The 13,302-nt window shown below is 67.5% G+C and carries 9 protein-coding genes, 1 tRNA gene and 1 pseudogene; 5 read left to right on the top strand and 6 right to left on the bottom strand.

Annotated features, from left to right (window positions below; translation table 11 throughout):
• Positions 1–65: 65 nt before the first annotated feature.
• From ACZ5PO_RS29310 to ACZ5PO_RS29300, 3 genes are all read right to left on the bottom strand, one after another.
• Complete coding sequence (locus tag ACZ5PO_RS29310) at positions 66–257, bottom strand: hypothetical protein (protein ID WP_464185771.1); 192 nt, start codon at positions 255–257, stop codon at positions 66–68.
• Between the two features lie 326 nt (positions 258–583).
• A complete protein-coding gene (locus ACZ5PO_RS29305) occupies positions 584–1,783 on the bottom strand; it encodes an acyltransferase family protein (protein ID WP_464185770.1) in 1,200 nt (399 codons plus the stop codon).
• Positions 1,784–2,031: 248 nt separating this feature from the next.
• Positions 2,032–2,107, bottom strand: a tRNA-Lys gene (locus tag ACZ5PO_RS29300).
• Between the two features lie 302 nt (positions 2,108–2,409).
• Here ACZ5PO_RS29300 and ACZ5PO_RS29295 point away from each other — a divergent pair.
• Both ACZ5PO_RS29295 and ACZ5PO_RS29290 read left to right on the top strand, forming a co-directional pair.
• Entirely contained in the window at positions 2,410–3,549 is a 1,140-nt protein-coding gene (locus ACZ5PO_RS29295; protein WP_464185768.1) for an ABC transporter substrate-binding protein, read from the top strand.
• A 63-nt stretch (positions 3,550–3,612) separates the two neighbouring features.
• The gene (locus ACZ5PO_RS29290) at positions 3,613–4,482 is read left to right on the top strand and encodes a beta-keto acid cleavage family enzyme (protein WP_464185767.1); all 870 of its coding nucleotides are present in this window, start codon (positions 3,613–3,615) and stop codon (positions 4,480–4,482) included.
• 51 nt (positions 4,483–4,533) lie between these two features.
• On the opposite strand, the gene ACZ5PO_RS29285 is transcribed toward ACZ5PO_RS29290, so the two are convergent.
• The 3 genes and pseudogenes from ACZ5PO_RS29285 to ACZ5PO_RS29275 form a co-directional block, all read right to left on the bottom strand.
• Positions 4,534–4,701 (bottom strand): hypothetical protein, encoded by a 168-nt coding sequence (locus ACZ5PO_RS29285; RefSeq protein WP_464185766.1) that lies wholly within the window; start codon positions 4,699–4,701, stop codon positions 4,534–4,536.
• Between the two features lie 203 nt (positions 4,702–4,904).
• Complete coding sequence (gene mdoH, locus ACZ5PO_RS29280; RefSeq protein WP_464185764.1) at positions 4,905–7,094, bottom strand: glucans biosynthesis glucosyltransferase MdoH; 2,190 nt, start codon at positions 7,092–7,094, stop codon at positions 4,905–4,907.
• A pseudogene (locus ACZ5PO_RS29275) lies at positions 7,070–8,622 on the bottom strand (OpgD/OpgG family glucan biosynthesis protein). Before ACZ5PO_RS29275 ends, mdoH begins: the two are co-directional and overlap by 25 nt.
• A gap of 286 nt (positions 8,623–8,908) precedes the next feature.
• Here ACZ5PO_RS29275 and glmU point away from each other — a divergent pair.
• From glmU to ACZ5PO_RS29260, 3 genes are all read left to right on the top strand, one after another.
• Positions 8,909–10,279, top strand: coding sequence for a bifunctional UDP-N-acetylglucosamine diphosphorylase/glucosamine-1-phosphate N-acetyltransferase GlmU (gene glmU / locus ACZ5PO_RS29270; protein ID WP_464185762.1), 1,371 nt, complete (start codon positions 8,909–8,911; stop codon positions 10,277–10,279).
• 356 nt (positions 10,280–10,635) lie between these two features.
• Positions 10,636–12,462 (top strand): glutamine--fructose-6-phosphate transaminase (isomerizing), encoded by a 1,827-nt coding sequence (gene glmS / locus ACZ5PO_RS29265; protein WP_464185760.1) that lies wholly within the window; start codon positions 10,636–10,638, stop codon positions 12,460–12,462.
• 85 nt (positions 12,463–12,547) lie between these two features.
• Complete coding sequence (locus ACZ5PO_RS29260; RefSeq protein ID WP_464185758.1) at positions 12,548–13,297, top strand: DUF502 domain-containing protein; 750 nt, start codon at positions 12,548–12,550, stop codon at positions 13,295–13,297.
• The last annotated feature ends 5 nt before the right edge of the window (positions 13,298–13,302 follow it).

Here is a 13,302-nt window from a genome sequence, read left to right as displayed (position 1 = left end):
GACTTGCGGCCGCCGCCGCCGGCCGCCCGCTACCGGGCCGCAGACCTCTGATCGGAGATGGGGCGCTATTCGCTGGCCTGCGGCCAGCTGCGGCCGCGCTTACCGATCGCGGCCAGAGGCTGATTGCCGTTGTGAAGCAGCCAATCGCGAACGATCAATTCGATGGCTTCCGCCCGGCCGATGACGACGGATTGCTGCGCGATGAATTGATCCAGGGCTTCGAGCAGCGCCGGAGAAAAGTTGATCTCGATCCGCATGTGACGTCGTCCCCCCAACTCCGTCATCCATAGCGGCCAGGCGAGGCCGTTGCGAGCCGCACGACCTGTTGCGCGCGCAATCGTGCGAGAGTTCGAGCGTCGAGTAAGTGTCGGACAGCCGGTTAGGGATGTAGCCCGTCGCCGAATACGAGATCCGCGTTTTGCTTTCGTCGGCCCTTCCTCCGAAGGACATGCCAGAAAACCTGGCGATGAGCGTCGATATCTGGCCGGCCGACGGCGATCGGCACCGGTGTCTGCTTGCGTCGACAAGTCTTTCCGCCTGCCGCCTTCATCAGTGCGTCGAGACCGAGGCGATAACGCAGACGTTAACGGGGCGGCTCCGCCGTACTCGTCCACCGCCGCAGGATCGGCTTCTCGAAGAAGTGCCAGCTCACCATGGCCCAGAGGATCGTCAGCGCCAGCGCATATGGGAGCGCGCGTTCGCCAGTCAGCCACGTCATGCGCTGGAGCGAGATCAAGACCGCGAGATGCCATAGATAGAGGCCGTAGGAGATGGTGCCCAGGTAGCGCAGGGGCGCGGTTGCGATCTCCAGAAGACGCGACCGCAGTGTGATCGCCACGAACAGCACTGCCACGAATGTCGCGGCCAGGAGCGTCCTGAAGAAGACCACCATGTACCACGTCGTCAAATAGTCGGCGGACCAGAAAATCTTCATCGTGAGCCAGAGCGCCAAAACGGCAATGGCACCGGAAAGCCAGACGAAGCGCGAGGCTCGCTCAAGGACCGGGCGCCACCGCGTCGACACGACAAACCGCGCAAGGAGGATCCCCAGGGCGAACTCGTCCAGCAATCCCGGCAGCTGCGTCACCGCACAGAAGACCGGGAAATTGCCGAGGGTTGGGTCGGGCTCAACCAGGAAGAACGCCGCTGCGCGCCAGGTCCAGGCGATGGCTATCCCGGCAACCAAGATGAATTGCCAGCGTACGTGCCGCAGCCAGCGGATGGAAACGAGCACCAGCACATAGAACTGCATCTCAACGGCAAGCGACCAGTTGACGCCGTTAATGCTGCCCTGATGGTGCAGAAACCAATTGTGGATGAACAGCGCGTGGCTGCTCATCTGCTCCCAGAAATTCGGCACGAACAGCAACGTCGGAACGATGAAAGCAACGAATACCAGGCACGTGAGATAGTGCAGCGGGACGATCCGCGCCAGTCGGTGGCGGATGTAGGTCGAGCGGAACTCGGGCGGGCTCAGCCTGTCGAAGCGTGCAAACGACGACAGGGCGATCACGAAGCCCGATATGACGAAGAACAGGTCGACTCCGATCCAGCCGGCACGGAACCAGGTCAACAGACCTTCATGGGGAAAGGCGTTCCATTTGAAGAGCTCGATGACGTGGTAAACGATGACCGAGACCGCTGCGAAGGCGCGCAGCACGTCAATCAGCGGGAAGGTGTGCCTGAAGGCCTTTGCATTGAGTACGGTCTCAGCGGCGGTCGATTCGTCACGAGCCAGAATCGAGCGCGCGAACGAGCCGAGCGGCTCGGAAAGATTGGACAATCGTGAAGCCCTCGTCGTGTCGCGGGCTTCATACCGCTGCAATCTCGGGATGGAAACGGAGGCGCCACCAGCATCAGCTGCCGCGTGTCGGCCAGCGATAGTCCCAGATCGTCTCCGGCGAATCCGAGTGGGCGCCGATCGGAACGGCGCAAGGACATGGTTTGGAAACCGCGACCACGAAATTGGAAACCAGACGTCCGCCGGAGCGCGTGCTGGATTCGCCAACTTATTGAAATTGTGCCGGAAAGTGGTGAGCGCGCTGGGACTCGAACCCAGGACCTACTGATTAAAAGTCAGTTGCTCTACCGGCTGAGCTACGCGCTCGCTCCGCGGCTTGATAGGCTTTGGGGGCAGCCGGGTCAACTGGCGCTCGCCGAGCCCGCCAATCGGCTCGTATGACGAGGCGGTGGCGTCGAAGGCCTTCCGCGGCGGTGACCGCGCGCAGAATGTCGCCAATTTGACAGTTCGGGCCGCCGCCGCGTGCAGAATGGTGGCAACTCAGGCGCAGGCTGGCGCGCTCTTTCAAGAGAGTCGGTGCCGTCGGAAGCCAATAACGACAACCGGGGGGTGTTATGGGACGAGGATACGTCTGGATCAGCTTGGCGTTGGCGGGCGGAATCGGCCTGGTGGCAGGTCTGGCTCCCGTAGCCGGAACGGCCCAGGAGGTGATCAAGATCGGTCAATCCTCGGTCTACAGCGGGCCCGCTTCGGCTTTCTCGACCATTCCCCGATTGCAGACCGCGTACGTGCGGATGCTGAACGAGCAAGGCGGGATCGGCGGCAGGACGATCGAGCTCATTTCGCTCGATGACGCCTTCACGCCTGCCAAGGCGGTGGAGAACACCCGCAAGCTCGTCGAGGGAGACGGCGTGCTGTTCATGTTCTCCTATTTCGGTTCGTCGCAGGGCCTCGCCACCCGCAAGTACCTCAATGGAAAAGGTATTCCGCAGCTGTTCGTGTCCAGCGGCGCCGCGGCCTTCGGCGACTACAAGGAGTTCCCGTGGACCATCGGCTGGCCGCCGACGATCGTCTCGGAGGGCCGCGCCGTTGGGACCTACATCGCCGAGAACCTCAAGGGGCAGAAGATCGGCATCCTGTCGGAGAACGCCGAATATGGCCGCGACTACATCAGGGGCTTGAAGCAGTCGCTCGGCCCGGCTGCGGCGGACATCGTCAAGGAAATGACCTACGAAGTGGGAGACCCCACGATCGACTCGCAGATCATATCGCTGAAGGCGGCCGACGTGTCGGTCCTGGTCGACGTCAGCACGCCGAAATACGCGGCTCAGGCGATCAGGAAGCTCGATTCCCTGGGGTGGAAGCCGGCGCATTTCATCTATTCCGCTTCAGCCTCGATCGGCGCCACGATTGCGCCGGTCGGCGCCGACAAGGCGGTCGGCGTGATGTCGGCCACCTTCTTCAAGGACCCCAACGACCCCCAGTGGGCCAATGATCCGGCGCTGAAGGCCTGGACGGAATTCATGGAGAGGTATTTTCCCGAGGGGGATCGACGAGAGATCTACAACGTCATCTCGTACCTGCAGGGCGAGACGTTGAAAAAGACGCTCGAGCAGTGCAACGGCGATTTTTCCCGGGCCAATATCATGAAGCAGGCGACGAACCTGGATTTCCAGCCGGGCATGCTGCTGCCGGGCATCCGCATCAAGACCGCGCCCGACGATTACTATCCCATCGAACAGCTCCAGATGACCAAGTTCGACGGGACTCGGTTTGTGCCGTTCGGTAATCTGATCAGCGGCAAATGAATCCGATCGGCGCCAAATAGGTGTGTCGCCGCATGCATGCGGCGCAGCCGGCGGGAGGAACGCGTGTCGGAATCGGTTTGGCTGGAGGTGGCGCTCAACGGCCCCTGGGGGCCGGCGCTTCAGCCGCTTGCTCCCGTGTCGGTCGAAGCCATCGTCGCGGAGGCCGTCGCGTGCGTCCGGGCCGGAGCGGCCATCGTTCACGTTCACGCCTACGACGCGGACACGCGCCGACAGATCGACTGCGCCGACACCTATGCCCGCATCATCGAGGGGATCCGAGCGCGGGCCGATGCCATCGTCTATCCGACAATCGCGTCGGGCGAGGACCGCTATGCGGTGATCGAGGAGCTGGCGAGGCGAGGCCTCCTGGAGTGGGCGGTCGTCGACCCCGGGAGCGTCAACATCGATCCGCTCGAGCCCGACGCCGCCGCGCTGCCCCGCTTCACCTATGTCAACACGCCGGCCAGCCTGGAGCGCGGTTTCGGCCTCGTGGCGCAGCACGGCCTGCATCCGGCCTTCGCCTGTTACGAGCCTGGCTTCGTGCGGACCGGGGCGGCCTATTGCCGGCGCTTTCCGGCCGTGCCGCGTCCCATCTACCGCTTGATGTTCTCGTCCACTTTCAGCTTCGGCTTGCCGCCGGGCCCGCCCGCGCTGCACGCGTACAAGGCGCTCCTGGATGAGGTTGCTCCGGGCGAGCCGTTCATGGTCAGCGGCCTCGGCGTCGACGTCCGGCCGCTGGCCGGCGAAGCGGTCGCGCTTGGCGGCCATGTGCGCGTCGGGCTGGAGGATGCGCCGCTGGGAACCCGGCAGACCAACCTGGAACTGGCCGAGGAGATGGCGAGGCTCGTCAACAGCGCCGGCAAGCGCCTCGCCGCGCCGGACGACGTCCGCCAGCGACTGGCGGCGCCAGCGCCGCACGAAGCTGGGCGATAGCGTCTCCCGCCGCCGGAGCGCGGCCGCACAGCAAGCTGTTGATACGGCAGCCTATTCCGTCACGTAGCCGTCGAGCGCGCACACGACGGCGGTGCCGGCCAGCGCCGCGAGCAACATCACTGCGCCGTCGCCGATTGCGATGAACGGCACCACGCCCGTAAAGGCGGCAACCGTCAGCAGCGCCAGAACGGCGCAGGACCAGAGCAAGGGGGCCAACATCCGACGCTCCTCCGCGGGTCCGCTTCGCGCGGAACCTCGGCCGGTCACCTTTGATCCGGCCGTGTTATAGCTTGAGCTGAGCTGGAGTGCAGGCGCGCCATTTCACCCCCCGTGGCGGCCCATATCACCCCCGCGCGCTCAACGCGGTCCGCGGCATTTTGTTCCGACCGGCGAGCGGCCCGGCGACGTCGTCGCGCGCCGCGTCAGCTCGCCGGTTGGTGGGGCACGGGCAGGCGCGCCAGCCTGCCGATGAGCGCCCGGTCCTGCAGCACGATCATCCGCTCGCGCGGCTGCAGCCAGGTCAGCGCATCGTCGATGGTTTCGGCATCCGTCAGCTTCGCTTCCGCCACGGCGCGATCCGCGTCGATCTGGCCGCGGCGCCGCTCGGCCGGGGCGGGCAGCAGTTGCTCATGCAGCTCGCGCGCCCCGGCGTCGCAGTGGATCACCCGCAGCGCGTCGGCATCGTCGAAGCCCGCGAGCGCGAACTCGCCCGCGAGCGCATTGGCACGTGCCAGGATCGGCGGCGGCGCGCTCTCCTCCGGCGTGAGCAGCAGCCCGAGCTTGCGCAGCGCCAGGCCGACGGCCCTCTGCCCGCTCATCCACGAGATCGGGATGGCCAGGACCAGGCCGACGATGGTGGGCGACATCCACAGGAACAGCGAGGTGGCGATCAGGAAGGCCGTGAGGCCGGCGACGATGCCGAGCGCCATGTGCGGCCAGTGGCGCCGCGTGATGTCGGCCAGTGAGATCGAGCCGTCGTCGCGGCGCTGCGGGTTCCAGCCGGTGTCGCGCCCGAGCAGGATCTGGAACACCGCGCCGGACTGGATCACCATCAGGATGGGGGCCAGCAGCGCCGACAGGATCACCTCGAACAGCGTCGACGCGATCAGCCGCAAGGCGCCGCCGCATTGCCGGCGCTGCGTGCCGCGCACCAGCATGAGAACGAGCCCGAACGCCTTGGGCGCGAGCAGGATGCTCATGGTCAGGATGAACAGGGCCAGCGCGCGCTCGGGATCGAACCGTGGCCAGACCGGGAACAGCGAGAAATCCTTGGTGAAGTACTCGGGCCTGACGTAGCTGGTCTGCAACACCAGCATGATGCCGATGATGAGCTGGCAGAGCCACAGCGGGGAGGCGATGTAGGAGAAGATCCCGGTGGCGAAATGCTGCCGCGTCGGCCACTTGAACCCGGCCGAGCCGATGACGCGGACGTGCTGAAGGTTGCCCTGGCACCAGCGCCGGTCGCGCGTCGCCAGGTCGATCAGCGACGGCGGGCTCTCCTCGTAGCTGCCGGGCAGGTCCGGCAGCATGTAGACCGACCATCCGGCTCGGCGCATCAGCGCCGCCTCGACGAAGTCGTGCGACAGGATGTGGCCGCCGAAGGGCGGCTTGCCGGCCAGGTCCGGCATGCCGCAATGGGCGGCGAAGGCCGCCGTGCGGATGACGGCATTGTGGCCCCAGTAATTGCCGTCACGGCCCATCCAGACCGCGAGGCCCTTGGCGATGATCGGCCCATAGATGCGGGCGGCGAACTGCTGCACGCGAGCGAACAGCGTGTTGCGGTTCACGATCAAGGGCAGGCTCTGGACGATGCCGGCGTCCGGGTCGGCCTCCATGGCCGCGGTCAGCCGCACCACGCAGTCGCCGGTCATCAGGCTGTCGGCGTCGAGCACCAGCATGTGGTCATAGGCGCCGCCCCAGCGCGTGACGAAGTCGGCGATGTTGCCGGCCTTGCGATGGGTGTTCTTGGCGCGATGGCGGTAGTAGAGGCGCGCATTCGGCCCGATCCGGCGGCGCATGGCGTCGAAGGCGCGCTCTTCCGCCACCCACGCGTCCGGCCTGGTGCTGTCCGAGAGCACGAAGTAGTCGAAGGCCGCGCCCTGGCCGGTCGCTTCGATGCTCTCGCGGATGGCGTAGAGGGCGGCGAACACCCGCGCCGTGTCCTCGTTGTAGACCGGCATGACCACGGCGGTGCGCGAGGTCAACGGCCCCGGCATGGGCGACGGCCGCCGCGGTGCGAACAGCAGCGCGAAGAAGCCGACGACGGCGCTGGTGAAGGCGACCGCGATCCAGGAGAAGTTGATGGTGAACAGGACCAGCAAGGCCCACTGCAGCACCGTGGTCCGGCTCACCGACACGACCGCATACATTTCCCGCGCGCCGTAGGCGGTCAGCAGGATGCCGCCGCCGAACACGACGGCGCGGGCCAGATAGACGCCGAGGGACTGCCGGGCCTGCGCCGGGTTGCGCTCGTGACGCGCCTCCCAATGGCGCAGCGACTGCACCGGCATGTCGAGGCGGCGCTCCGGCGGCGTCGCCGGTTCGGTCCCGGCGGCGGCCGGTTCGGCGCGGCCGGACGTTTGCAGGTCTAGGGCGTCCATCGATAGAGCCATGTCTCGCTCAAGGGTTTGCCACCCGCCTCCAATACGAGACGCAGCTCGCTGTTTTGCTCATTGCCGGGGTCGAGCTCGAAACCCACGCGGAGGGCCTTTCGTTCCGGATAGGGCCAGATCCGCACGTTGGAGAGCGTGCCCGTGGCGGCGGAAAGGGCGGGCTTGATCTCGATCAGCGTCCGCGCGTCGGCCAGAACGTCCCCGGCGAACTCCACCAGGAACTTGCGGCGGCGCCCGCTGCTGCCCTTGCCGCTGCGGGTCTGCACCACAATTGCGAGCGGCGGCCGGTCCGGAACCGTCCAGCACCAGAACTGGCGGTAGGAATAGGATGTCTCGCTGCCCGAGGGCAAGGTCTGCCGCGGCCGCCAATAGGCGATGATGTTGTCGTTGACGTCGGAATCGGTCGGGATCTCGATCAGCTGCACCGAGCCGTCGCTCCAGTCGCCGAGCGGCTCGACCCACAGGCTCGGCCGGCGCTCGTAGCTCTGGTCGTCGTCCTGGAAAGCCGCGGCGTCGCGGTCGCGCTGCAGCAGGCCGAAGCCGCGCGGATTGGTGTCGACGAAGGCCGAGATCTGCAGCGACTGCGGATTGTTGAGCGGCCGCCAGAGCCATTCCTGCTTGCCGTTGAACATTTGCAGGCCATTGCTTTCGTAGACGGCGGCGCGCACGTCATCGGCATTGCGCCGGCTGCTGGCACCGAAGACGTAGGCTGCCGCCATGCCGCCCCAGCCGACGTGGTCGAGGTTGACGCGGGCGAACAATGTGACCTCGACGTCGATGATGGTGACGTCGCCCGGGCGCAAGGTGAACCGCACCGCCCCCGAGGCGCTTTCCGAATCCATCAGCGCGTGCACCGTCAGCGTGTCGGCGGCCGGCGCCGGCTGCTCGATCCAGAACGCGCGGAAGGCGGGGATCTCCTCGCCCTTGGTTTCTCCCGGCCGCAGCGTCAGCGTCCGCGCCACGACACCCATCGCCTGGCCCGAGCGATGGCGCGGAAGAACGTCGCACCCTGGAAGATGGCCACTTCGTAGGGGCGCTCGCCGCTCCCGGCGAACACACGAAAGCCGGAGAAGCCGATGTCCTGCGTGGGCGGCTGCACCGGTAGCCGGCCGAAATCGAAATTGACGGCATCGTAGCCGAGGCGCCGCACGATGCCCTCTTCGACGATGTACAGCACCACCTGATCGCGGAACAGGGAGCCGCGGTGCAGCGGCTCGATGACGAAGCCGCGATTCTCGTTGGACCAGAGCAGTCCGTTCGGGCGCGCCCGGATGCCCACGTACTGCTCGTAGCTCAAGGACGCGAACGCGTCCGCGAGGTCGTTCACCGGCGCGGCGAACGGCCGCTTGGCGAGTTGGCGGGCGAGCTCGGCCACCTGCGATGCCTCGAAGTGTGGCTTCTCGGGGCGCGCCGCGGCGTCCGCCGCCGCATTGGGCGCCGGGGCCGGCGTATCCTCGGCAGTGGCGTGGCTCGCCACGCCCAGCACCGCCGTTGCCACGCCCGAGCGCAGCAGCTGCCTGCGATCCATCATGGCCGCGCCGGCGCCATGGGACTTGAAGGGGGGGAGGCGGCAAGGCAGCCGGCAGGCGAAGGGTGGACGCAGAACAAGGCCATCGGAGCAGGTTGTCTGGGTGAGTGGATGAGCATGACTAGCACGCCCCGGTGCCGGGGTGGGAGGCCACCTTGGTCGTGCCGACGCGTGGGCGATGGATAAGAAGCCGCACCGACTTTGACAGATGAATGGTTTTGAGGTGGTTAGCCCGAGGCCGGGGTTCGGCCAACCACCGAGAGCACGGGCAGCAGTGGGCAGCGCCATGACAGAGCAGTCGTCCGAGCATCCGCAACCATTCACGGCCGTCGTCCTGGCCGCAGGCGAGGGCACGCGGATGCGCTCCGCCAAGCCGAAGGTGCTGCATCACGTCGCCGGCCGCAGCATGGTCGGGCACGTGCTGACCGCGCTCGCGGGCGCCGGCGCGGCCGGCGTCTCGGTCGTCATCGGCCCGGACCGCGACGATGTGGCCGAGGAGGTGCTCACCTACGCGCCGCACGCGCGCATCCGTGTGCAACGCGAGCGACGCGGCACCGCCCATGCGGTCCTGGCCGCGCGCGAGGACATCGAGGGGGGCGCCGACCTCCTCGTGGCCTTCGGAGACACGCCCCTGATTCGTCCGGAGACCTTGGCGCGGCTCAGGGCCGAGCTCCGCGGCGACGTGGCGGTCGCGGTCCTGGGCTTCCAGGCGGCCGATCCGCACGGCTATGGGCGCCTGGTCCGCGACGGCGACACGCTCGTGGCGATCCGCGAGGAGCGCGACGCGAGCCCGTCCGAGCGCGCCATCGGCCTCTGCAACGCCGGGCTGATGGCGCTGTCCGGCGCGTACGCCATGGTGCTGCTGGAGAGCATCGGCAACGCCAACGCCAAGGGCGAGTTCTACCTCACGGACGCCGTCGAGATTGCCCGGGCTCGCGGCCTGAGATGCGCCGTGGCGGTGGCACCGGAGGCCGAGGTTCTGGGCATCAATGACCGGGTGCAGCTCGCCGCCGCCGAAGCTGCCCTGCAGGCCCGCCTCCGCCGCGAGGCGATGCTGGGCGGCGCCACGTTGCAGGCGCCGGAGACGGTGTTCCTCAGCGCCGACACGCGGCTTGGCCGCGATGTCGTCGTCGAGCCGCACGTGGTGTTCGGCCCGGGCGTGGTCGTCGAAGACGGCGCCGTCATCCATGCCTTCTCGCACCTGGAGGGCGCGCACCTGCGGCCGGGCGCGGCGATCGGCCCCTATGCGCGCCTGCGGCCCGGCGCGGACGTGGGCGAGGGCGCCCGCGTCGGCAATTTCGTCGAGCTCAAGAACGTCAGTCTGGGGGCGGGCGCCAAGGCCAACCACCTGGCCTACCTCGGCGACGGCTCCGTCGGCGCCGGCGCCAACATCGGCGCGGGCACGATCTTCTGCAACTATGACGGCTTTCTGAAGAGCCGCACCACCGTGGGCGCCGGCGCCTTCATCGGTTCCAACTCCGCCCTGGTGGCGCCGGTCACCGTCGGTGACGGCGCCTACGTCGGCACCGGCTCGGTGGTGACGGACGACGTCCCCGCCGATGCGCTGGCGGTGGCACGCGCGCGCCAGATGGTGAAGCCTGCCTGGGCGGCAGAGTTCCGGGCGCGCCAGGCCGCGGCCAAGGCTAAGGGCGGCTGACCGGGCCGTCGCTGGTTATAATCCGTCATCCAAAGTGATTGGTGTCAGCTTCGTGTTTCGTCCAGTACTGTAGCGGTCAAGGTTGTCATCCTCACGTCGTCATGGCTGTCCTTGATCTGGCCCTCCATCAAAGCATGAACAACGTTCTTGCCATATGGCGCCATCACTACTGGCTCTATCTGCATGATGACTGACGGCGGGCCGCGTTCATACGGAGCACTTGCTTAGCGGATGGGTGCCGGCTCGAGCCCGGCCATGACGTCGGTGATCATGTCTTTTCGGCGCCACTCTTGATTCGGGCTCGACCCGGCTGGCAGCCATGACGGTGAGGGGAGCCCCTCGGGGGATTCGATCGGATGTGCGGAATCATTGGCATTCTCGGCAAGCAGGATGTGTCGGCGCAACTGGTGGATGCGCTCAAGCGGCTCGAGTACCGCGGCTATGATTCGGCCGGAGTGGCCACGCTCGAGAACGGTGCGCTCGGCCGGCGCCGGGCCGAGGGCAAGCTGCGCAATCTGGAGGCCAGTCTCGGCGAAAGGCCGCTGCCGGGCGCAGCCGGCATCGGCCACACCCGCTGGGCGACGCACGGCCGGCCCAACGAGACCAACGCCCACCCTCACGCGACGGCGCGGGTGGCCGTGGTCCACAACGGCATCATCGAGAATTTCCGCGAGCTGCGCGCCGAGCTGGAGGCGGCCGGCGCGGCCTTCGAATCCGACACGGACACGGAGGTCGTGGTGCGGCTGGTCGACCGCGAGCTCATCCGCGGCAAGGCGCCCGGCGAAGCGGTGGCGGCCGCGCTGCCGCGGCTGCGCGGGGCCTTCGCGCTGGCCTTCCTGTTCGCCGGCTACGACAACCTGCTCATCGGCGCGCGCCACGGAGCGCCGCTGGCCGTCGGGCACGGCGACGGTGAGATGTTCCTGGGATCGGATGCATTGGCGCTGGCGCCCTTCACCGACGACATCCTGTATCTCGACGAAGGCGACTGGGTGGAGCTCGACCGGGAGGGCGTCACCATCCACGATGCCGCCGGGTTTACCGTCGCGCGCACCCGCCAGAAGATCCAGCCCGGCGCCTTTCTCGCCGACAAGGGCAACCATCGCCATTTCATGGCCAAGGAGATCCACGAGCAGCCCGAGGTCGTCGGCCGTACCATCGCCCACTACGTCGACATGGCCGCGGCCCGGATCGCGTTCCCCGATCCCTTTCCCTTCGATTTCAAGTCGCTGTCGCGTCTGACCATATGCGCTTGCGGCACGGCTTATCTCGCCGGCTACGTCGCCCGCTACTGGTTCGAGAAGCTGGCCCGGCTTCCCGTCGACATCGATGTCGCCTCCGAGTTCCGCTATCGGGAGGTGCCGCTGACGCCGGGCGGCCTGGCCCTGTTCATCTCCCAATCGGGTGAGACCGCCGACACGCTCGCCTCGCTCCGCTACGCCAAGCGCGAAGGCCAGCACGTGCTCTCGGTGGTCAACGTGGCGACATCGACGATCGCGCGCGAGAGCGACACGACGGCCGCGACACTGGCGGGGCCGGAGATCGGCGTCGCCTCGACCAAGGCCTTCACCTGCCAGCTCGCCGTGCTGCTGGCCCTCGCCGTAGCCGCAGGACGGGCCAGGGGCGTGCTCTCCGCGGACGAGGAGCGGCGCATCGTCGAGGCCATGATCGGCGTGCCGAGCCTGATGTCGGAGGCGCTGAAGCGGGAGGTCGACGTCGAGCACCTGGCACGCGAGCTCGCCAAGGCGAAGGACGTGCTCTACCTGGGCCGCGGCACCTCGTTCCCGCTGGCGCTCGAGGGCGCGCTCAAGCTCAAGGAGACGTCCTACATCCATGCCGAGGGGTACGCCGCCGGCGAGCTCAAGCATGGCCCGATCGCGCTCATCGACGAGGATGTGCCGGTGGTCGTCATCGCGCCGCATGACGACCTGATGGAAAAGACCGTCTCGAACATCCAGGAAGTGGCGGCGCGCGGCGGGCGTATCATCCTGCTCGGCGATGCGCGCGCTGCCCACGAAGCAGCGCTCGACACCTTCGCCACCATCGAGATGCCGGATGTGGACCCGATCGTCGCGCCGCTGGTGTACGCCGTGCCGGTGCAACTGCTCGCCTACCACGCCGCGGTGTTCATGGGGAAGGACGTCGATCAGCCGCGCAATCTGGCAAAGTCGGTCACGGTCGAGTAAGCTCTTGCTGCGGCGCACCCGGGGGCATGTGCGGCCCGTTGAACCGGCGGAGCGAGCGGGTGTGTCGTTGGGCTGATTGCGCGGCATGACCAGCAAGACCGATCCTCCGAGCCCCGAGCCCGCAGGGCCGCCGTCAACGGATGCCGTTGCGGTCCACAGCGCGCGGGGCATCTCGGCCCGCGCGCGCATCCGCAACTACTTCCTCACCGGCCTCGTCGTCGCGGGCCCTCTGGCGCTCACCATCTACATCACCTGGTGGATCGTCGGTCTGGTCGACGCCTGGGTGAAGCCGCTGGTGCCGGCCTCCTATTGGCCCGACACCTATCTGCCGGTGTCGGTCCCGGGCTTCGGGCTGGTCGTCGCCTTCGTCGGGCTGACCCTGCTCGGCTTCCTCACCGCCAATCTCGTCGGCCGCACCCTGGTCGAGGCCGGCGAGACGCTGCTCGAGCGCATGCCGGTGGTCAGCGGTCTCTACCGGGGCATCAAGCAGATCTTCGAGACGGCGTTCTCGCCCTCCGGCACATCCTTCCGCAAGGTCGGGCTGGTGCAGTTCCCCACGCCCGGGACGTGGTCGATCGTCTTCATCGCCGCCGCACCACCGCGCGACATGGCCGAAGCCCTGCCGCCCGTCGGCGACTACGTCGGCGTCTTCCTGCCGTGTACCCCCAATCCGACGACGGGCTTCTTCTTCTACCTGCCGCGCCGCGACGTGCTGGAGGTGCCGGTGTCGGTCGACGATGCGGCCAAGCTCGTCATGTCCGCCGGCCTGATCCAGCCCGACGACCAGCAGAAGCGGCTGCAGGCGCTGGCGGCCCAGGCGCATGAGGCGGCGTAGTCCGC

Source organism: Chelatococcus sp. KU-N122 (assembly GCF_055391085.1).
The sequence above is the reverse complement of the archived record's forward strand: the minus strand, read 5'-3'. Positions and strand labels throughout refer to the sequence as shown.